This is a genomic window from Mesorhizobium sp. M0243 (assembly GCF_040321775.1).
Classification (GTDB): Bacteria; Pseudomonadota; Alphaproteobacteria; order Rhizobiales; family Rhizobiaceae; genus Mesorhizobium.
The window spans coordinates 228752-247096 of sequence record NZ_JAMYSF010000004.1 but is presented as its reverse complement, the minus strand read 5'-3'; the positions used below and the strand labels follow the sequence as shown (position 1 = coordinate 247096).

Annotated in this window: 22 protein-coding genes; 11 read left to right on the top strand and 11 right to left on the bottom strand. The window is 62.8% G+C overall.

The annotated features are described in order from the left end of the window. Positions 1 to 556: 556 nt before the first annotated feature. Positions 557 to 1054 carry a methyltransferase family protein gene (locus NKJ11_RS07335; protein WP_023809732.1) on the top strand — a complete coding sequence of 166 codons (498 nt, stop codon included), beginning with the start codon at positions 557 to 559 and terminating at the stop codon, positions 1052 to 1054. Positions 1055 to 1231: 177 nt separating this feature from the next. On the opposite strand, the gene NKJ11_RS07330 is transcribed toward NKJ11_RS07335, so the two are convergent. Together NKJ11_RS07330 and trxB are read right to left on the bottom strand one after the other, a co-directional pair. After that, positions 1232 to 2128: a LysR family transcriptional regulator gene (locus NKJ11_RS07330; RefSeq protein WP_023809733.1), complete on the bottom strand. Its 897-nt coding sequence runs from the start codon at positions 2126 to 2128 to the stop codon at positions 1232 to 1234. Positions 2129 to 2207: 79 nt separating this feature from the next. Then, a complete protein-coding gene (trxB, locus tag NKJ11_RS07325; protein ID WP_352792983.1) occupies positions 2208 to 3182 on the bottom strand; it encodes a thioredoxin-disulfide reductase in 975 nt (324 codons plus the stop codon). Between the two features lie 247 nt (positions 3183 to 3429). On the opposite strand from trxB, the gene NKJ11_RS07320 reads away from it, so the two are divergent. Then, complete coding sequence (locus NKJ11_RS07320) at positions 3430 to 3909, top strand: Lrp/AsnC family transcriptional regulator (RefSeq protein ID WP_023809735.1); 480 nt, start codon at positions 3430 to 3432, stop codon at positions 3907 to 3909. A 251-nt stretch (positions 3910 to 4160) separates the two neighbouring features. Beyond that, positions 4161 to 4955, top strand: a complete 795-nt coding sequence (locus tag NKJ11_RS07315; RefSeq protein WP_128303810.1) for a glycosyltransferase family 2 protein — start codon at positions 4161 to 4163, stop codon at positions 4953 to 4955. A 4-nt stretch (positions 4956 to 4959) separates the two neighbouring features. Here the strand turns inward: NKJ11_RS07315 and NKJ11_RS07310 are convergent, their stop codons facing one another. The 6 genes from NKJ11_RS07310 to NKJ11_RS07285 form a co-directional block, all read right to left on the bottom strand. Then, positions 4960 to 5619 carry an HAD family hydrolase gene (locus NKJ11_RS07310; protein ID WP_352610424.1) on the bottom strand — a complete coding sequence of 220 codons (660 nt, stop codon included), beginning with the start codon at positions 5617 to 5619 and terminating at the stop codon, positions 4960 to 4962. Then, on the bottom strand, positions 5612 to 6184 hold the full coding sequence (locus tag NKJ11_RS07305) for a D-sedoheptulose-7-phosphate isomerase (RefSeq protein WP_128303808.1): 573 nt from the start codon (positions 6182 to 6184) through the stop codon (positions 5612 to 5614). Before NKJ11_RS07305 ends, NKJ11_RS07310 begins: the two co-directional genes overlap by 8 nt. Before the next feature lie 7 nt (positions 6185 to 6191). After that, positions 6192 to 7685: a D-glycero-beta-D-manno-heptose-7-phosphate kinase gene (gene rfaE1 / locus NKJ11_RS07300; RefSeq protein ID WP_023809739.1), complete on the bottom strand. Its 1494-nt coding sequence runs from the start codon at positions 7683 to 7685 to the stop codon at positions 6192 to 6194. Positions 7686 to 7827: 142 nt separating this feature from the next. Continuing rightward, on the bottom strand, positions 7828 to 8460 hold the full coding sequence (locus NKJ11_RS07295; protein ID WP_352440412.1) for a LysE family translocator: 633 nt from the start codon (positions 8458 to 8460) through the stop codon (positions 7828 to 7830). 36 nt (positions 8461 to 8496) lie between these two features. Then, positions 8497 to 8910 (bottom strand): hypothetical protein, encoded by a 414-nt coding sequence (locus NKJ11_RS07290; RefSeq protein ID WP_352440411.1) that lies wholly within the window; start codon positions 8908 to 8910, stop codon positions 8497 to 8499. Further along, on the bottom strand, positions 8903 to 9139 hold the full coding sequence (locus NKJ11_RS07285; RefSeq protein WP_023809741.1) for a type II toxin-antitoxin system Phd/YefM family antitoxin: 237 nt from the start codon (positions 9137 to 9139) through the stop codon (positions 8903 to 8905). The genes NKJ11_RS07290 and NKJ11_RS07285 overlap by 8 nt, the downstream gene beginning before the upstream one ends. Before the next feature lie 147 nt (positions 9140 to 9286). Between NKJ11_RS07285 and rfaD the strand changes: the two genes are divergently transcribed. The 3 genes from rfaD to waaC are packed head-to-tail and all read left to right on the top strand — an operon-like array spanning position 9287 to position 12209. Continuing rightward, positions 9287 to 10255: an ADP-glyceromanno-heptose 6-epimerase gene (gene rfaD / locus NKJ11_RS07280; RefSeq protein WP_352440410.1), complete on the top strand. Its 969-nt coding sequence runs from the start codon at positions 9287 to 9289 to the stop codon at positions 10253 to 10255. Continuing rightward, on the top strand, positions 10228 to 11235 hold the full coding sequence (gene waaF, locus NKJ11_RS07275) for a lipopolysaccharide heptosyltransferase II (protein WP_352440409.1): 1008 nt from the start codon (positions 10228 to 10230) through the stop codon (positions 11233 to 11235). Before rfaD ends, waaF begins: the two co-directional genes overlap by 28 nt. Continuing rightward, positions 11232 to 12209, top strand: coding sequence for a lipopolysaccharide heptosyltransferase I (gene waaC, locus NKJ11_RS07270; RefSeq protein WP_352440408.1), 978 nt, complete (start codon positions 11232 to 11234; stop codon positions 12207 to 12209). The genes waaF and waaC overlap by 4 nt, the downstream gene beginning before the upstream one ends. Positions 12210 to 12264: 55 nt before the next feature. Here the strand turns inward: waaC and greA are convergent, their stop codons facing one another. Both greA and NKJ11_RS07260 read right to left on the bottom strand, forming a co-directional pair. Next, positions 12265 to 12738: a transcription elongation factor GreA gene (gene greA, locus NKJ11_RS07265; RefSeq protein ID WP_027039333.1), complete on the bottom strand. Its 474-nt coding sequence runs from the start codon at positions 12736 to 12738 to the stop codon at positions 12265 to 12267. Between the two features lie 273 nt (positions 12739 to 13011). Next, positions 13012 to 13551, bottom strand: coding sequence for a tetratricopeptide repeat protein (locus NKJ11_RS07260; RefSeq protein WP_352792982.1), 540 nt, complete (start codon positions 13549 to 13551; stop codon positions 13012 to 13014). A 143-nt stretch (positions 13552 to 13694) separates the two neighbouring features. Between NKJ11_RS07260 and NKJ11_RS07255 the strand changes: the two genes are divergently transcribed. The 3 genes from NKJ11_RS07255 (at position 13695) to NKJ11_RS07245 (ending at position 16306) form a co-directional block, all read left to right on the top strand. Further along, positions 13695 to 14120, top strand: a complete 426-nt coding sequence (locus NKJ11_RS07255; RefSeq protein WP_352610431.1) for a DUF3775 domain-containing protein — start codon at positions 13695 to 13697, stop codon at positions 14118 to 14120. A 186-nt stretch (positions 14121 to 14306) separates the two neighbouring features. Continuing rightward, positions 14307 to 15386, top strand: a complete 1080-nt coding sequence (locus tag NKJ11_RS07250) for an extensin-like domain-containing protein (protein WP_352610539.1) — start codon at positions 14307 to 14309, stop codon at positions 15384 to 15386. Between the two features lie 116 nt (positions 15387 to 15502). Beyond that, on the top strand, positions 15503 to 16306 hold the full coding sequence (locus NKJ11_RS07245; protein WP_352610433.1) for an extensin-like domain-containing protein: 804 nt from the start codon (positions 15503 to 15505) through the stop codon (positions 16304 to 16306). A 12-nt stretch (positions 16307 to 16318) separates the two neighbouring features. On the opposite strand, the gene NKJ11_RS07240 is transcribed toward NKJ11_RS07245, so the two are convergent. Further along, positions 16319 to 17032 carry a gamma-glutamylcyclotransferase gene (locus NKJ11_RS07240; RefSeq protein ID WP_352610435.1) on the bottom strand — a complete coding sequence of 238 codons (714 nt, stop codon included), beginning with the start codon at positions 17030 to 17032 and terminating at the stop codon, positions 16319 to 16321. A 110-nt stretch (positions 17033 to 17142) separates the two neighbouring features. Between NKJ11_RS07240 and NKJ11_RS07235 the strand changes: the two genes are divergently transcribed. Together NKJ11_RS07235 and NKJ11_RS07230 are read left to right on the top strand one after the other, a co-directional pair. Further along, positions 17143 to 17844 (top strand): LssY C-terminal domain-containing protein, encoded by a 702-nt coding sequence (locus tag NKJ11_RS07235; RefSeq protein WP_352610436.1) that lies wholly within the window; start codon positions 17143 to 17145, stop codon positions 17842 to 17844. A gap of 12 nt (positions 17845 to 17856) precedes the next feature. Next, entirely contained in the window at positions 17857 to 18288 is a 432-nt protein-coding gene (locus NKJ11_RS07230; protein ID WP_352610438.1) for a hypothetical protein, read from the top strand. The last annotated feature ends 57 nt before the right edge of the window (positions 18289 to 18345 follow it).

The window sequence follows — 18345 nt, the reverse complement described above, 5'->3', positions numbered from 1 at the left end:
TAGCCGCCTGAGCCCGGGCCGTACGAGTGATGCCCCCATCTCCCGTCCGAACCACACCGCGTCCTATGATCTACATAGCAGGTCGCGGGCGTCCGGGATATGTTACCAGAGGTTACATGTCACCGTTACGTGGCAATTGTGATGGAATTTTTGGCCGGCCCAGCAGGGCACAGGCAACAAAAAAGCCGGATCAATGAAGATCCGGCTGAGTTTGATTGGAGTGCCTGTTAAGGCTAACCTCCAGAGGGGAACACTCGAGGGCGCTAATGGGAGGAGAACGCGCCCAGGAGATGATCTATATATGTGCTCATCATGCCCAAGAAACAAGCATCTATTTTGCAACACACACATGCAAAAAGACGCAGGCTGTGGTCTAACCCATTCCAGAAGCCAATAGGACCAGCAAAATCGTCGAAATGGAGCGCTGAATCGGGCAATTGCAACTACAGAATCGCTAATCTCGGCTGGCTTTCGGCTCGAAATGCCAAAACTGGGCAATGATGTGGAAGCGGGCAGTAGGCGTGCATTTGTAAGGCAATCGGGGAGGAAGCAGCCAATGCGGACGTTTTCGGCGATCGCGGGCAGTGCGGCCTTCTTCATCGCGGCGCCCTGCGTGGTTGCCGGGCTGGTGCCTTGGCTGTTGACCGATCGCTGGGGCTTGCCGTGGTCTGGTCTGCCGGGCTTTGTCCCTGTCGGCGGGCTTCTGATCGTCGCCGCGGTCGCGGCACTCCTGCATGCCTTCGGCCGTTTTGCGCTTGAGGGCCTGGGCACACCCGCACCGGTCGCCCCGACCGAGAGGCTGGTGATCGGTGGCATCTACCGCCATGTCCGCAACCCGATGTATGTCGCCGTGCTGTCGATCATCCTCGGCCAGGCGCTGCTGTTCTCGAGCTGGGCGCTTGTCGCCTATGCAGTCATCGGCGCGATCGTCATGGGCTCTTTCGTGCGGTTCTACGAGGAGCCGACCTTGGCTCACCGCTACGGCGCCGAATACGACACCTACCGCCGCAACGTCCCGGGCTGGCTGCCTCGACTGTCGCCCTGGCGTGGTTGAGCCACCATCGCAGGGCGCGTTGAGATTCAGGTCAGGCCGAGTCGAGAATGGTGGCTGCCGAGAACCGGAGCGGAGGGTACTTAAGTACGTGAGCACAGTTCTACCGCGATGCGGTAGACGGGGAAGCGCAGGAAGCGGCCATTCGCGGGCCGGCCTCACTTGAATATCGGCATGCCCTCAGAAGGACCAGCTTCGGGCCTTGGCGATGATGAAGTCCCGGAACACGTGCAGCTTGGCCTGGTTCTTCATCGCGTCGGGATAGGCGAAATAGGTGTCGAAAGACGGCACCTCGGTCTCCGGCAGCAGCTGCACCAGATCGGAGTCCTTGCTGATCACATAGTCGGGCAGCATGGCGATGCCGGCACCGCCCTGCACCGCACGCTTGATCGACAATATGTCGTTGATCTGCAGCGTCGGCACCCTTTGTCCGCCTTCGAAATCACCGACCGTTTCCAGCCAGTTCAGCTCCGACAGATGCGACGGCACCGGCACGCCGAAGGTGACGATGCGATGGGCCTTCAGCTCGGCGACGGAAGACGGCTTGCCATGCTTGGCGACATAGGATGGGGCCGCGTAGAGGTGGAAATGCACGGTGAACAGGCGGCGCTGGATCAGGTCCGGCTGCTGCGGCTGGCGCAGCCGGATGGCGCAATCTGCCTGGCGCATGGTGAGATCGAGTTCCTCGTTGGCGAGGATCAGCTGCAGGCTGATTTCGGGATAAAGTTCGATGAATTCCTGTACCCGCTCGGTCAGCCAGCCGGCGCCCAGCCCCACCGTCGTCGTCACCCGCAGCACGCCCGACGGGCGATCCTTGGTCTCGGTCAGCCGGGACTTGATGGTCTCCAGCTTCATCAGCACGTCATGCGCCGTGCGAAACAGCATCTCACCCTGCTCGGTCAGCACCAGCCCGCGGGCGTGGCGGTTGAACAGCGGCACGCCGACATCATGCTCGAGCGCGCTGACCTGCCGCGAGATCGCCGATTGCGACAGATGCAATGTCTCGGCCGCATGGGTAAACGACCCCGCCTCCGCCGCAGCGTGAAACACGCGTAGCTTGTCCCAGTCCAACGCCATGATTCCCCTCGTTCTGTTTTGGCGTCTGAATGAAAAATCAGGCTTTTACACGGCGTTTCTAAGCCGCTCTCTGAACTCTCTACTCGGCCGCTTCGCGATGCACTTCGATGCCGGCCAGATACTTCTCCGCCTCGAGTGCGGCCATGCAGCCAAGCCCCGCCGCCGTCACCGCCTGGCGGTAGATATCGTCGGTCACATCGCCGGCCGCGAACACGCCCGGCACATCGGTGCGGGTCGAATCCGGCGCCGTCCACAAATAGCCGTTCGGCTTCTGCTTGAGCTTGCCGGCGAACAGTTCAACCGCCGGCGCATGGCCGATGGCCACGAACACGCCGTCGACCTTGAGGTGCGACACCTCGCCGGTCACCGCATGCTTGAGCTTCAGCCCCTCGACCGAGGGCGGCAGCGGCGTCTTGCCGGGCCGGCCGGTGATCTCGTCGACGATCGTGTCCCAGATGACGCGGACATTGTCCTTCTTCAGAAGCCGCTCGCGCAGGATACGTTCGGCGCGAAAATCGCTTCGCCTGTGGATGACCGTCACGCCCTTGGCGAGATTGGACAGATAGAGCGCCTCTTCCACCGCGGAATTGCCGCCACCGATCACCGCGACATCCTTGCCCCTGTAGAAGAAACCGTCGCAGGTGGCGCAGGCCGAGACTCCAAAACCCATGAAGTCCTGCTCGGTCGGGATGCCCAGCCATTTCGCTTGCGCGCCGGTGGCGATGATCAGCGCGTCGGCGGTATAGGTGGTGCCGGAATCGCCCTTGGCACGGAACGGTCGCACGTTGAGGTCGACCTCGGTGATGATGTCGTTGATGATGTCGGTGCCGACATGCTCGGCCTGTTTTAGCATCTGCTCCATCAGCCACGGACCCTGGATCGGGTCGGCGAAGCCGGGATAGTTCTCGACATCGGTGGTGATCATCAATTGCCCGCCCTGCTGCAGGCCGGCGACCAGCATCGGCTTCAGCATGGCGCGGGCGGCATAGACCGCTGCCGTATAGCCGGCCGGACCGGAACCGATGATGAGAACGGGCGCGTGCTTGGTGGTCATCTAAAGCCTCTGCGGAGGGCTGCCGGCAATTGCGGCATGGAAAACTCGATCATTGTCGCGCGTAATGTAAGTGTTGCCCACGACGCCAGCAAGGCAAGTTGGAGTTCGTCCCCGGAAAGCTTTGTCACACCTGTCGCCCGCTGATCCCGTGAAATATTCCGGGCGAAGGAGGAATGGACAGCGAAGTCGTTTAATTACAAAATCACGCAAGATTCTTGCGTATTGCCCCTGATGATCGAGAACCCCCATGCCGCTCAAGGCCGACCTCGACGCCATCGACTGGAAGATCCTGCGCGAATTGCAGGGCGACGGCCGCATGACCAATGTCGAACTGTCGAACCGCGTCGGCATTTCGGCGCCGCCATGCCTGCGCCGCGTCAAGCGCCTGGAGGAAGCCGGCATCATCCGTGGCTACCGTGCCTTGCTCAATGCGCCAGCGCTCGGCCTCGATGTCGTTGCCTTCTGCCTGGTCGGCCTGCATCATCAGGCCGATGCCGAGCTGCGCATCTTTGCCGAGCGCACCCGCGGCTGGCCGATCGTACGCGACGCCTGGATGGTGTCGGGCGAATCCGATTTCCTGCTGCATTGCGTGGCGAGCGACCTTGGCGCCTTCCAGACCTTCGTCATCGAGGAACTGACCTCGACCCCGAATGTCGACACGGTGCGAACAGCGCTCACCATCCGCCGGGTCAAGGACGAAGGGCTGGTCTCGTTCGCACAGCCTTGAGCCGGTTGAACCGCAGCGGGCTTTCGCCGATGCGGCTTGAACGCCTCGCCATATCAGCGCCGCTTTGGCGTTCGATAGCTCTCCTGTGAAGCCGGAATTTCTGCCGTAGCCGTCTTGTTGGTTTCCTAGAGCAATTCCAGAAAAAGTATGTAACGGTTTTCCCGGGAAAAGCGCATAGCGCTTTCGGGATTGCGTAAACAGGTGGCGCAGGGCAGCCCAATTCCGAGAACAGTGTGCCGTGGGGTGGGACGATGACTCGATTTTCTAGCCCGGTTTCGGCGCTGGTCATCTGCATGAACGAGGCCGAAATGATCGGCGAGTGCCTGGAAAGCGTCGATTTCTGCGCCGAGATCATCGTCGTCGATTCGGGCTCGACGGACAGCACTCTGGACGTCGTCAATGGGTACATCGCCAAAGGCTACCCGATAAGGCTGTTTCACAACGATTGGCCGGGCTTTCCTCGTCAGCGGCAATTCGCGCTCGATCAGGCCACGCAACCATGGTGCCTTTCGATTGAAGCCGACGAGGCCATCGACGACGTGCTCAGGCAGTCAATCATGAATGTGACCCAGCTTGGGAATGACGCCTTCGACGGATGGTACATCAGACGCCGCGACAAGCTGAAGGGCTATGGCTATGCGCACCGCTGGGTGCTTCACAACAGGCTGCTGCGTCTTTTCCGCCGCGACAAGGCCACGATGGACCTTAATCTGCGGGTCCATGAGTCGTTCGAGGTGCCAGGCGAAACCGGCACGATAGAAAATGGCGTGCTGCTGCATCGCCGCGAAATGACCATTGCCGAGGATCTGGCAAGAGCCAACACCTACTCCAGCCTCAAGGTTGCCACGCTTGTCGAACGAGCCAAGAAGCCCGGCCTGATAAGACTGGTGCTGTCGCCTCTCGGCAACTTCCTGAAGTTCTACCTGGCCAAACGCTACTTCCTGTGCGGCCGGCACGGGTTCGTCTATTCGATGCTGGTGATGCTGTATTCGTTCGCGACAGAGGCCAAGCTTTATGAAGCCTGGCGAGACAAAGATCGGATGTAAGCCGTCACGGCGCGCCCGAGGCGGTGCCAAGCGCAGCTATTGCGGCGAGCAGGCCGTCGAAATCCGCGCGGGCGCACCAAGGCTGAATTGTGAAGCCCGATCGGACAGCTGCTTGCCCGTCTACCAGCCAGCCCTGCGCGAGGCCGGCGCGTTGTCCCGCCTCCATGTCGGCCTCCTTGTCGCCGACGATCAGCGAACGCCGCAGATCGAGCCCGAGGCGCCCGGCCGCCTCCAGCAGCATGCCCGGATTGGGCTTGCGCATCGGATGATCGGCGACCGCAAGCACACCGGTGCCAGCTTCGTGATAGGCGCAGGCGACGACCATATCGACGAACGCATTTTCGGCGCGCAGCAGCTCGAGCACGCGGCCGTTGACGGCAGCGAAATCGCCCCAGCCGAAATAGCCACGCGCGATGCCCGACTGGTTGGTGACGATGATGACCGGAATGCCGGCCCGGTTGGCGGCGGCTATCACCGCGGCTATGTCCGCGCGCAGCACCATTTCGGCAGGATCATCCGGATAGCCCGTATCGACATTGATGGTGCCGTCGCGATCGAGGAACAGCGCCGGCGAGCCGGCGGCGAACACCCTTGAGCCGACCTGCTCGACCCATAGGCCAGGCTCCGCCAGCGGATAGCGGCCAGAGGTCGGGGGATCAGCCATTGCTGAGGCGCGCTTCGACCACCTCGCACAAATGATGGTAAAGGCACAGATGCCCCTGCTGGATGATCGGCGTCGAGGTCGACGGCACGTTGAGCAGGATATCGGACAGAGGCTTCAGCTTGCCGCCGGTGTCGCCGGTCATGCCGATCACCGTCATGTCCATCCTCCGCGCCTGTTCGGCGGCGGCAAGGATGCTCGGCGAATTGCCGCTGGTCGAGATCGCCAGGAGCACCCCGCCGGCGGAGCCATGCGCCTCGACCTGGCGCGAAAAAACCGTGTCGAATCCATAGTCGTTGCCCCAGGCGGTCAGCACCGCTGCATTGGCCGGCAGCGCGATGACATTGTAGGCCTTGCGCTCCTTGAGAAAGCGGCCGACCAGTTCGCCGGCAATGTGGATGGCGTCGCTGGCCGAGCCGCCATTGCCGGCGATGAGCAAGGCTTTCCCCGACGAAAGCGCCGTCACCACCGCGCTCGCTGCCCGCCCCATCTCACCGGTCAGGTCCCGTTCGACCATGGCTGATATGGCAGCCGCGGAGCGGACAAGATAATCGTTCAACTCGGACATGAAACCCTCAGTTTGTGGTGCCGCCGGCGCGCAATTTGCCAATGGTGTTGGTGGTGCTTTTTCCGGCGACCAGATCGACCAGCACGACGCGTCCGCCGGCCTTCTGCACCACATCGGCGCCGACCACGGTGTCGACCGTGTAATCGGCCCCCTTGACCAGTATGTCGGGCAGCAGCGCTTCGATCAGCGCCAGCGGCGTATCTTCCTCGAACACCACGACCGCATCGACCGAGGCAAGTGCTGCCAGCACGCAGGCGCGGTCGTGCTGGTCGTTGACCGGGCGCCCGGCGCCCTTCAGTCGCCGCACCGAGGCATCGCTGTTAAGGCCGAGCACCAGCCGGTCGCACTGGCTGCGCGCCGCGTGCAGCAAGCTGACATGGCCGGCATGCAGGATGTCGAAGCAGCCATTGGTGAAGCCGACGCTCAGGCCCTCTTCCTTCCACGCCGCCACCATGCGGGCGGCCGATGTGGCATCGAGGATGGCGTCCTTGTGGGCGGTCGGCCCATGTGAACGGAACAGCGCGCCGGTGAGTTCCTCGACCGTCAGCCGCGCGGTGCCACGCTTGCCCACCACGACGCCACCAGCGGCATTGGCGATCGAAGCGGCCATGACCGTATCGGCGCCCACGGCCAGCGCCAGCGCGAAGCTCGCGATCACCGTGTCGCCGGCGCCCGAAACGTCGAACACTTCGCGCGCCTGGGTGGCGATGTGGCGCGCCTCGTCGGGACCGACCACGCTCATGCCCTTTTCGCTGCGCGTCGCAACGACGAAATCGAAACCATGTGCCGAAATCAGCTCGCGTGCGGCAGCCACGATCTCGTCATCGGCGAACACCGCATGGCCGACGGCCTCGCCGAGTTCCTTGCGGTTGGGGGTGATGGCGGTCGCCCCGGCATAGCGCGCATAATCGCGGCCCTTCGGGTCGACCAGCACCGGCTTTCCAGCCTCGCGGCAGATGGCGATCAAGTCGCCGGCGACGCCGTCGAGCAGGATGCCCTTGCCGTAGTCGGACAGGATGACGATGTCGGCGCGCGTCAGTGCGGCGCGGAAATGCCGGATCAGGCCGGCTCGCTCCGCAGCACCCAACGGCTTGATTTCCTCCTCGTCGAAGCGCAGCACCTGCTGGTTGAGCGCGCTGAAGCGGCTTTTGGACGAGGTCATGCGACCACGCTCCTGCGCGAGGCCCGCCGTATCGGCGCCAAGCTCGCCGAGCATCCGCACCAGGCTATCGCCTGCCACATCGGTGCCGATGACCGAGACGGGAACAGCGGCAGCACCAAGCGAAACGATGTTGGCCACGACATTGCCGGCACCGCCCATGGTCGAGGTCTCGCCGCGCCCGTGCAGCACCGGGATCGGCGCCTCCGGCGAGATCCGCTCGATGACACCGTTGACGAAACGATCGAGGATGAAGTCGCCGACCACCAGCACGGTGGCCTGGCCGAACCGCGCAATGGCGCGGTGCAACGGTTCGGGAGAAGGCGGATTGTGCTTGATCATGTCACTGGCAACACAGGGAAAAGGCCGATTTCAATCTCATAAGTGCTCATCAATCGACTGGTCGGATCGCTCATGGCGAAAGCCGATATACCGCAAATTCACGCAGCGCAACGGCAGGCATGATCCCGGCAGGCTCGGGCGGTCAGCTCTTCTGCAGGGCGACATGGACGCCCAGCCCGACCAGCACAGCTCCTCCCGCCCGTTGCATCAGCCGCTGTGCGCGGCTCGAACGCCGCAAACGGCCGATCACGGCGCCCGCCAGGAACACACAGACGATATCGGCCGAGGAGAACATCAGATTAACGATCGTGCCGAGCACGACGAACTGCAGCCAGACCGGAAACGCCGCCGAGGCGTCGATGAATTGCGGCAGGAACGCCATGAAGAAGATCGCTGTCTTCGGATTGAGCACCTCGACGGTGATGCTCTCGAAAAAGGCGCGCCGTGCCGATTTGCGCTCGATGGCAGGCAGCGACGCATCGCCGTCCGCGCGCTTGCGAAACAGCGAGACGCCAAGCCAGATCAGATAGAGCGCGCCGACCAGCTTGACCGCCTGGTAGAGGGTCGGCACGGCATGAAACAGCACCGACAGCCCGGCAGCCGCGGCGAAAACATGCACGTAGCCGCCCAGATGGATGCCAAGTGCCGCCGTCAGGCCGGACCAGCGGCCGCGCGCCATCGTCTGCGCGGCGGCATAGAGCATGGCCGGCCCTGGAATGTAGGCGAAGATCGCCGTGGTGGCGAAAAACGCGATGAGCAGTTCGGTCGATGGCATTTTTGGTCCCTCACGATCGTGCTCTGTTCTGTCGATTCAGTCCGCGCGCGGGATGGCTTTGGACTGACCCGTGCGGACAACCGCAGTAAAAGCGAACATAATTTTCTTGTGAAATGACGGGCTGAACGCGCCGATTCGCGCACCCGGCTCGAAATAGGCTGACGCTTCCAGGATATCATGATTGTACTCGTCGACCATGACCCAAAGGGGCATAGGGTAGAGGCCCGCACGGTGGCGTTCAATTTCCGGGATGCTGACGGCAACGCGATCACGGCCCGGCTGCGTGGAAGTGATTGCAAGGATGAAGAGGTTCGTACCGCCGGCTTTCCCAGGAAGGACAGCCACAAAGGCTACAGGCCGTGACTTCCGGCCTTCGGTCTCGCCGTCTCCGTGTTGGCGATGCCAAAGATATGGATATCGCCAGACGTCCGCAGCGGCGGGTTTAATCACGGTCCAATTCCGCGGCGTACTCCTCAAGCATCTCGACATGTTCGGTCGGGGCATCCTCCGCAGCGTAGACGCGGCGGCTGTCGTTGCCGAAGCGCGCTTCGTAGGCCTCGATGCTCATCAGGACGTATCTCGGCTTGTTGTGGCGAGTGATGGAGACCGGCTGCTGGCTGGCAGCTGCAAGCACATCTCCAAGATTCTGTTTCAGATCGGTCGATGGATAGTTTTTCATGGGATGTCCCGTTTTGTCCATAATAGACAAAACAGACAAAACAGACAAGCCCATAAAAATGGCAGGACAGGCACATGCCTGGCTTTATCGACAGCCCGCCTAGCCTCCCCTATAAGGGCCGGAATCGCAAGCAACCAGAGGCCCTTCATGATCATCGTCACGGGCGGCGCCGGTATGATCGGCTCCAACATCGTCGCCGCGCTGAATGCCGAAGGGCATGACGACATCCTCGTCGTCGACGACCTTACCGACGGTCACAAGATCGCCAATCTTGCCGATCTCAAGATCGCCGACTATCTCGACAAGGACGATTTCTTGGACCGCATGGAGGCAGGCTCGCTCGGCCGCATCGAGGCCATCTTCCACCAGGGCGCCTGCTCGACCACCACCGAGTGGAACGGCAAGTTCATGATGGAGGTGAACTACGCCTTCTCGAAACGGCTGCTGCACGCAAGCCAGGCGCTGCGCGTGCCCTTCCTCTACGCCTCCTCGGCTTCCGTCTATGGCGGCGGCTCGGAGTTTCGCGAGGATCCGGCGCTCGAGCGGCCGCTCAACGTCTACGCCTATTCCAAGAAGCTGTTCGACGACTTCGTCAGGCGAACCGTGTTCGCCGGGCGCACCGCCTTCGATACCGACCATTCACAGGTCGTGGGCTTGCGCTACTTCAACGTCTATGGCCCGCGCGAGGCGCACAAGGGCGCCATGGCCTCCGTCGCCTTCCATCTGTTCAACCAGGTCGAACGCGGCGAGAACCCGAAACTGTTCGGCGCCCATGACGGGTTCGGGCCCGGCGAACAAAGCCGCGACTTCATCCATGTCGGCGACGTCGCCGACGTCAATCTGTGGCTGTGGAAACAGGGCTCAAGCGGCATCTTCAATTGCGGCACCGGCCGTGCCCAGCCCTTCCGCGCCATAGCGGAAACAGTGATCGACACGCTGGGCAAGGGCGAGATCGAGTTCATCACCTTCCCCGACCATCTCAAGGGCAGCTACCAGAGCTTTACGCAAGCTGATATGTCCCGTTTGCGCGCGGCCGGTTACAATGGCCAATTCCGGACAGTGGAAACCGGTGTCAGAGACTATGTCGAATGGCTGAAAGCCCAACGATCCTCGTGATCGGCCCACGCTGGGTGGGCGACATGGTGATGGCGCAGTGCCTGTTTTCGGCGCTGAAGGAGTTGCATCCCAACGCCGCCATCGATGTGCTGGCGCCGGCCTGGGCAGCGCCGCTGGTCAAGCGCATGCCCGAAATCCGCCAGCAGATCGACTTTCCGCTCAAACCCGGCGCGCTCGAATTCACCCATCGCCGCCGCTTCGGCCGCCTGCTGCGCGGCCGCTACGACATCGCCTATATCCTGCCGGGCAGCTGGAAGTCGGCGCTGATCCCGTTCTTTGCCCGCATTCCGCGCCGGGTCGGCAACCTGCGCGAGATGCGCTATGGCCTGTTGACCGACATCGTGCCATTGCCCGACAGCATCAAACGACGCACCGCGCAGGCCTATTTCGGCCTTGCCCAGGGCGGTGGTTTCCGGGCGCCACGGCTTAGCGTGGACACGAAAAACCAGGTCGATCTGCTCGGCCGGTTCGGCCTAGCGCCGCAAAAATTCGTGGCCCTGATGCCCGGCGCCGAATTCGGCCCGGCCAAGCGCTGGCCCAGCGAAAGCTATGCCGGGCTTGCCCGCAATTTCATGGGCAAAGGCTTGAAGGTCGCTCTGTTCGGCTCGAAGAACGACCGCGACGTGACGGCGGAGATCGCGGCCCTGGCCCCCGGCGTCGTCGACCTCGCCGGACAGACGCGGCTGGAGGACGCCATCGACCTGATATCCGCCGCAAGGCTGGCCGTGTCCAACGACAGCGGGTTGATGCATGTCGCGGCCGCCGTCGGCACGCCGATCGTCGCCGTCTACGGCTCGACCTCGCCCGAGAACACGCCACCGCTGGCTGAGCACCGGGAACTGGTCTGGCTTAGCCTGTCGTGCTCGCCATGCCACCAGAAGGTCTGCCCGCTCGGCCACCTCAACTGCCTGAAGACGCTTGAAGTCGGCCAGGTCGCAGCAGCGGCGGAGCGGCTGCTGGACATCCCGGCAGCGGCATGAAGGTGCTGATCGTCAAGACGTCATCGATGGGCGATGTCATTCACACCTTTCCGGCCGTCGAGGATGCCCGTCGCAACCGCCCGGACCTGACCTTCGACTGGTGCGTCGAAGAGGCATTTGCCGGTATCGTCGCGCTTCACCCGGCGATCGACCGGATTCATACGGTGGCGATCCGGCGCTGGCGCAAGGCGCTGCTCGACGGCGCCACCTGGCGCGAGGCGGCCGCCCTGCGCCGGACCTTGCGCGATTGCCGGTACGACCTCGTCATCGATGCGCAAGGCCTCCTGAAATCGGCTCTGGTGGCAAGACAGGTGGGCTCCCACATTGCCGGCTTCGACCGTTCGAGCGCGCGCGAACCTTCTGCGACGCTGTTCTACGATGCCACTTATCCCGTGCCGCGCGACCTGCACGCCATCGAACGGACACGGCGGCTGTTCGGGCTGGCGCTCGGCTATCAGCCCGATCTTTCGACCCTGGACTCCGGCATCGTGCCGCCCGCCGGCACTCTGGCGGGCCCTTCTGGAAAAACCGCCTTCCTGCTGCACGGCACCAGCCGCGAAGACAAGAAATGGCCGGCCGAAGACTGGATTGAAACCGCCCGCCTGCTGGCTGAACGTGGGATGACGCCGGTCACGACCTGGTCGAACGAGCGTGAGAAGGCCGTGGCCGAAGCCATTGCCAAGGCAGTGCCATCGACAGTTGTGGTGCCAAAGTCACCGCTGGCCGACATCGCTGCGTTCATCGGCCGCTCGGAACTGGTCATCGGCGCCGACACCGGGCTCACTCACCTCGCCAGTGCCTTTGGCCTGCCGACGGTCGCGGTGTTCCTGGCAACCGAGCCCGGGTTGACGGGTCCTCGCGGGCAATATGCGTCGACGCTTTTGGCACCGCCCAGGGGGCGTGTGATGCCGGCGGAGGTGGTGGCGGAGGCAGAAAGGCTGCTGGCGCTTAAAGTCGGCGCCAGCACCGGTTGATTTAGTCAATAATTGAATTGAAAGGCTAGCGCTGCCGCGCCCACCTCAAATTGCTCTAGATGAACTGCACCTGGACGATCTCATACCCCCTGGCACCGCCAGGCGCATTGACCTCGATGGCGTCGCCGACTTCCTTGCCGATGAGCGCACGCGCGATCGGCGAGGAGATCGAAATGCGGCCGGACTTCACGTCCGCCTCCTGGTCGCCGACGATCCGGTAAGTCTTCTTTTCCTCGGTGTCCTCGTCGACCAGCACCACAGTGGCGCCGAACTTGATCTTGTCACCGCTGAGCTTGCTGACGTCGATCACTTCGGCCCGCGCGATATAATCTTCAAGCTCGTTGACGCGGCCCTCGTTCAGGCTCTGCGACTCCTTGGCGGCATGATACTCGGCATTTTCGGAAAGGTCGCCATGCGAGCGCGCCTCGGAGATCGCCTCGATGATGCGCGGCCGCTCTTCCTGCTGGCGCCAGCGCAGTTCTTCCTTCAATGACGCGAACCCCTCGCCTGTCATCGGGACCTTGTTCATGATGCCTGACCTTTCCTGCTGCCACCCCCGCGTTTCGGGGAAAGCCTTGTCGATGGGTACAAAAAGAAAACGGGTCCGGCAGCCTCGGGCTAACGGAACCGTTTCACCGCAATTTCCCTGAATATAGCAATGTCAGCGGGTTTTTCACGCCTAAAAATCGGTTTTGCTAAAATCATCCCCGTTTTCATCAGCCGCAGGCGGTGAATGAGACTGGGGGCAACAAAAAAGCGGCCGCGATCGCTCGCGGCCGCTTGGAAGAGCCCTGGGATCTTTTCAGCTTCTCATGAAATGGTCGATCTGCTCGGCCAGCATGCCATATTCACGCGAACCCTTGCCGGTCCGCTTCTCGATTTCCATCAATTGCTGCCGGGCGCCGGCCAGATCGCCGATCTGCAGATGCGCTTCGCCGAGATATTCGCGCACCAGCGTGTAGTTCGGATCGATGCGCAGCGCTTCCTCGTAATAGCCGAGGCCGACGGCGACGCGGCCAGAATGGCGGTGCGAATAGCCGAGATAGTTGAGGACGCGTGGATCCTGCTTGTTGGCGGCGAGGCTGAGCACGGCGATCGCCTCGTCATAGCGCCCGGCCAGCGCCAGCGCGTGGCCAGCATCATAGATGCTGTCGTCGTCGAGCATGCCTTCCTGAGGTGCGACGCACTTTTTCTTCTTCTTGTCCCAGACCTCGCCCTTCTTGCATTGGGTGACGGTTTCGTCACCGCCGCCGCCATCGCTGCCGGCGGCGTATACGGGAACGGCGAGGAACTGCAGCGCGAGTAGCGCGGTCGCAGCCTGGATCAGCACTCTCTTATGCATCGAAACCTCCTGGGGGGTGAGAATGCAACACTAACGCCGGTCGGCTTGCGTTTCATCCCGGAAAATTGCGTGCGGGAGAACATCAGGTGACGGATGCCGCAAATCCGCTATCATCCGGCAAAACGACCTGAGGGAGACGGCCCTTGCAGCGGCGGCTTGAAAAGGACTGGGAACTTTCGATCGGCCCCGACACTGTGCGCCTGTTCATCCTCAAGGCCAAGGCGCTGAGTGCGGCCGTCAATGAAGACTATGCCGATGGCGCCGAGCACGAGATCGAACTCGATGGCGAGTCCCATGTCAACCATCACCATGACGGCCTTGCCGAGGAAAGCTCCGAGAATCTGACCGAAGAAGAGCTGCGTGAGCTGATCAACGACCTCAATGTCGATGAAGCAGCCGAACTGATCGCGCTGGCCTGGGTCGGTCGCGGCGACTACGACGCAACCGAATGGGCGGACGCGCTGGCGGCCGCGCGCGAACGCGCCAACAAGCGCACCGCAAAATACCTGCTCGGCATGCCGCTGCTCGCCGACTGGCTGGAGGAAGGGCTGGAAGCGATCGGTGCGTAACGGAGCGGATACCGTTCGTGATGAGACCAAGGCAACTTCCTCGCGTCGGCGCCGTTGACGGCGATGGGGTCGCTTGTCTTTTCCCGAACATTCAGGATCGCATTGGTCATGGCCGTCACGGCTCTGCTGGTGACACCGGCTGACGCCAAACATCGCCACCGCCATCACCAGCCGCTGACGCCGCGAATGGAGCAGCCGCTGACACAGCGGGCCGACCAACCCCTGAAACACCGGCGCGGAAAAAGCCTGAAACCACGGCGCCACCGGCAGGTCACACCGAACCGGACACAGCAGAAAACGCAGGCTCCGCTGCCCTCGCCCGCCGATGTTCCGATGCCCGAGGCCGGTATTCCAGCACCCAAGCCCGGCATTCCAGTGCCCGAGCCACGCCCGGCGGACGCTCCAAAGGCTGACGCTGCAAAGACCGAGGAGCAAAAGCCGGAAGCTCCGAAGAGCGCCGGAGCGCCCGACCGGTTCAAGCAAGAAAAATCCCACCAGGAAAAGCAGACACGTCCCGAGCCGTCCGCTCAGGAGCCGTCAGCCGGGGAAAGCGAGCCGGAGCCGCCGGCCATTGCACCGACGCCGACGCCAAAACCCGACATCGCGGAGCCCGAGGCTGGGCCGCCGGTCGTCGCACCTCAGCCGCCGCAAAAGCCGGCCGATACAAGCGACAAAAAAATGCTGCCCGACCCGCGCTCGGCCGACCAGCCCGAGGGGAAGATGCCCACCGAAGAGGTCGCCTGCCGCGAGCGGCTGAAGACGCTCGGCGTCGAATTCGAGGAGCACAAAGCGGAAAGCAACCCCGAAATCGGCTGCTCGATCCCCTATCCCCTGGTGCTGAAGACGCTTGGAAAGTCGATCGCGATTGCCGCCGGAACCGAACTCAATTGCAAGATGGCCGAGGCGGCAGCGCGTTTTGCCACCGATGTGATCCAGCCGGCGGCGAAGGCCGAATTCGGCGCCGACCTGAAATCAATCGGCCAGGCATCGGCCTTTGTCTGCCGGCCACGCAACGGCACCCGAAAACTGTCGGAGCATGCGTTCGGCAACGCGCTCGACATCGCCAGCTTCACGCTGTCGGACGGCAAGAAGATCGAGGTCGGCCCGGCGCCGCCCGAGAAGGACGCCAAATTCCTCAACGCCGTGCGCAAGGCGGCCTGTGGTCCCTTCAAGACAGTGCTCGGTCCGGGCGCCGATGCCGATCACTCCCTGCATTTCCATCTCGATCTCGAACCGCGCCGGCATGGCGGCACGTTCTGCCAGTGACCATGGCTGATCCAGGCCGCGTGCCGCAATTCGGCCGCAGGCATGAACGCGGGCGCTGAGTTTTCCTTTACCCTTGATCGTTAAAATGCCGGATATCCATCAACGGGATTCCGCCAATGGCCGGCAAATTTCGGGCCGTGTTTTCCACCGCGCGCCTGTCAAAATATGCAGCAATGCTGACCGCCAGCCTGGCGCTGGCGGCGCTCTCCGCCTGCAACACCGGCAGTGTGCTGTCGCTGCAGCCGGCCGTCGACGTCGGCGCGCAGACGGCTGCGGTGCCGCAATATGCCGGCATGCAGAAGCTTGTCCCTTCCAATCCATATATGACGCAGGCCGCTTATCCGCGCATGGACGAGCCGATGTCGCCCGTCGAGCAGATGCCGGCCAGCGAAACCGACTGCCGGCAGCAATTGAAGCGCCTCGGTGTCGCCTACACCGACCTGGCGCCGATCCATGAAGGCCAGTGTGGCATCGATTATCCGGTCAAGGTTTCGGCCATCGGCAACATCCAGATGAAGCCCGCAGCGACCCTGACCTGCGACATGGCCGCTACCTTCGCCGGCTGGACCAAGAACGAGCTCGTCCCCTCCGCCCGCTGGCGTTATTTCTCAGGCGTCAAGACCATCCACCAAGGCTCCAGCTATTCCTGCCGCAGGATTGCCGGCGAAGGTGTGCTGTCAGAGCACGGCAAGGGCAATGCGCTCGACGTCATGAGCATCGAGCTCAACAATGGCGACGACATCGACGTGCGCAAGCCCGGCCTGTTCGCTTTCCGCACCCGCGGCTTCCTCAACAATGTGCGCGCCGACGGCTGCCAGTATTTCACCACCGTGCTCGGCCCCGGCTACAATTACGACCACCGCAACCATTTCCATTTCGACATCAAGAACCGCAAGAACGGTTATCGCGCCTGCCGTTAGGAAGAGATCAGCCTAATCGGCGCCACCGGTTGAAGCGGCGATTTGCCGTGCGACCAAGTCCTGGATGCGCCAGAGATTGCGGTCGCGGATGCCGCTCTCTTCAAGCTTGCTCACGGTCCTGAACAAATACTGCGCCGAAGAGCCCCAATGACCGGCAGCCCGCGCCAGCGTGTCGGCAACCTGCTCCAATGGCAACCGGCCGGCATAGGCGCTGCCGTTCGGCGCGGCGACGAAGGCCAAGGCACGAAGCGGCCCGTCCCTGGTCTTGATCTTGATCCAGCATGGCACGTTGGTGGGCGGGTTGGCGTCGATCTCGCGGCGCATGAGCTGGCCGAGTTGCCCGAAATGGTCTTCCGCGGGCAATCGGTAGACGATCCCGTTGCAACTGCCACCACGGTCGAGGGCCAGCATCAAGGCCGGCAATTCGCGTGTTCCGCGCCAGCGCGTCAGCTTCAGGCAGAACGAGCGGTGCCATCCCGTCGCCGTTGCGGGACGCTGCTCGACATGGGCGAATTCGGGATTCCAGATCAACGACCCATAGGCGAAGACCCAAAGCGTGTCGGGCCGATACTGCGAAAGCAGTTGCTCCACCAGGCCATCGAACTCCGCATCGGTGTGCTTGCTGGTTCCGGGCTCTGGCCCGGGATCAGGCTCGACACGCTCAACTTGCGCGACAAGCTCGGCGGTCAACGCCATGGGCTTGCGGCCTGCCAGCTTCCGCTCCATTGCTGCCCCCGCGAAGAAACGATGGCCCACGATAGACCGGCAGCGCGCCGCTGGCCATTGATTTCCAGGGTCCGTCAGGCAACAGATATCGCACGGATCGGGCGGCGTTCATGAGCCAGCGAAGTTTTCGGCGACGCGTTGCAATCTGGGTGGCGACCTTGCTGGCTGCCTATCTGGTGCTCGCCTATTTCGCCGCACCGGAATTCTGGACGTTCCGCGATCGCGGTTTTCGCACGCAGCGCTTCGAGATGCTGACGCACACGCCGCAAGGCATTCCGGGCGACCCGATCAATGTCGGCCTTGTCGGCACGCAGAAGGAGGTGGTCCATGCCTTCGCCGTCGCCGGCTGGGACACCGCCGACGCCGTGACCCTGAAGACCGCGATCGAAATCGGTGAAAGCGTGCTGTTCGACCACCCCTACCCCGATGCGCCGGTCAGCAGGCTGCTGTTCGATGGCCGCGCCCAGGATCTCGCCTTCGAAAAGCCGGAGGGCCTCAGCGCCGACCGCCGGCATCATGTCCGCTTCTGGCAGACCGATGCAAGCGGCGACGATGGCCGGCCGCTGTGGCTGGGCTCGGCCAGCTTCGATCGCGGCGTCGGCCTCAGCCACGACACCGGCGCTGTCACCCACCATATCGGCCCCGACATCGACGCCGAGCGCGATTTCCTGATGCGCGACCTAGCCACCGCCGGCACGCTGATCTCGACCAGCGACATATCGGGCGTCGGCGCCACCAGTACGGGACGCAATGGCGGCGGCGATCCCTATTTCACGGACGGCGAGGCGATTGTCGGTGTCCTCAAACAGTAGGTCGCGCGGGCCTTGCAGGCTGAAACAGCCAAGCGGTTCAAAAAAGGGCGGTTTCAAAAGCAGGTTTTGATGTTCGACGCGGAAAGTGTGGTGACTAGCTACTGCAGGGCCTGGTTCGACCCGGAAGCTGAGGAGCGTCGCCGGCTGTTGTTCGCCTCATTCGAACCGCAAGGCACATACATTGATCCGACGGTGCATATCTCCGGAGCCGAGGCGCTGCTCCGACACATTGATCAGGTGCTGAAAGCCCGTCCGGGCTTCTGGCTCGAACGGACGACCTTGGTCGATGTTCATCATGACTTCCTGCGTTTTGGCTGGGTGCAGAGAGGCGAAAACGGATTTCGAGGCACCGACAGCATGGATATGTGCCGCGTTTCCAAGGAGGGAAAACTGTCGCAGGTCGTCGGCTTTTTCGGACCCTTCAGAGCAATGCCAAATCCCTGACGGTTCCTCACCGCTGCGGATGCCGCGTGACCGAAATGCCGGTCATTTCTCAAAAAA

What these genes read in the sequence shown, in the direction of transcription:
- NKJ11_RS07315 (WP_128303810.1), top strand. Translation starts at nt 4,161, where the DNA reads ATGACTCGATTTTCTAGCCCGGTTTCGGCGCTGGTCATCTGCATGAAC.
- trxB (WP_352792983.1), bottom strand. Translation starts at nt 3,182, where the DNA reads ATGACCACCAAGCACGCGCCCGTTCTCATCATCGGTTCCGGTCCGGCC.
- NKJ11_RS07330 (WP_023809733.1), bottom strand. Translation starts at nt 2,128, where the DNA reads ATGGCGTTGGACTGGGACAAGCTACGCGTGTTTCACGCTGCGGCGGAG.
- NKJ11_RS07285 (WP_023809741.1), bottom strand. Translation starts at nt 9,139, where the DNA reads ATGAAAAACTATCCATCGACCGATCTGAAACAGAATCTTGGAGATGTG.
- NKJ11_RS07260 (WP_352792982.1), bottom strand. Translation starts at nt 13,551, where the DNA reads ATGCATAAGAGAGTGCTGATCCAGGCTGCGACCGCGCTACTCGCGCTG.
- greA (WP_027039333.1), bottom strand. Translation starts at nt 12,738, where the DNA reads ATGAACAAGGTCCCGATGACAGGCGAGGGGTTCGCGTCATTGAAGGAA.
- NKJ11_RS07250 (WP_352610539.1), top strand. Translation starts at nt 14,307, where the DNA reads ATGGAGCAGCCGCTGACACAGCGGGCCGACCAACCCCTGAAACACCGG.
- waaC (WP_352440408.1), top strand. Translation starts at nt 11,232, where the DNA reads ATGAAGGTGCTGATCGTCAAGACGTCATCGATGGGCGATGTCATTCAC.
- NKJ11_RS07305 (WP_128303808.1), bottom strand. Translation starts at nt 6,184, where the DNA reads ATGTCCGAGTTGAACGATTATCTTGTCCGCTCCGCGGCTGCCATATCA.
- NKJ11_RS07335 (WP_023809732.1), top strand. Translation starts at nt 557, where the DNA reads ATGCGGACGTTTTCGGCGATCGCGGGCAGTGCGGCCTTCTTCATCGCG.
- NKJ11_RS07240 (WP_352610435.1), bottom strand. Translation starts at nt 17,032, where the DNA reads ATGGAGCGGAAGCTGGCAGGCCGCAAGCCCATGGCGTTGACCGCCGAG.
- NKJ11_RS07235 (WP_352610436.1), top strand. Translation starts at nt 17,143, where the DNA reads ATGAGCCAGCGAAGTTTTCGGCGACGCGTTGCAATCTGGGTGGCGACC.
- rfaE1 (WP_023809739.1), bottom strand. Translation starts at nt 7,685, where the DNA reads ATGATCAAGCACAATCCGCCTTCTCCCGAACCGTTGCACCGCGCCATT.
- rfaD (WP_352440410.1), top strand. Translation starts at nt 9,287, where the DNA reads ATGATCATCGTCACGGGCGGCGCCGGTATGATCGGCTCCAACATCGTC.
- NKJ11_RS07310 (WP_352610424.1), bottom strand. Translation starts at nt 5,619, where the DNA reads ATGGCTGATCCCCCGACCTCTGGCCGCTATCCGCTGGCGGAGCCTGGC.
- waaF (WP_352440409.1), top strand. Translation starts at nt 10,228, where the DNA reads ATGGCTGAAAGCCCAACGATCCTCGTGATCGGCCCACGCTGGGTGGGC.
- NKJ11_RS07295 (WP_352440412.1), bottom strand. Translation starts at nt 8,460, where the DNA reads ATGCCATCGACCGAACTGCTCATCGCGTTTTTCGCCACCACGGCGATC.
- NKJ11_RS07320 (WP_023809735.1), top strand. Translation starts at nt 3,430, where the DNA reads ATGCCGCTCAAGGCCGACCTCGACGCCATCGACTGGAAGATCCTGCGC.
- NKJ11_RS07245 (WP_352610433.1), top strand. Translation starts at nt 15,503, where the DNA reads ATGGCCGGCAAATTTCGGGCCGTGTTTTCCACCGCGCGCCTGTCAAAA.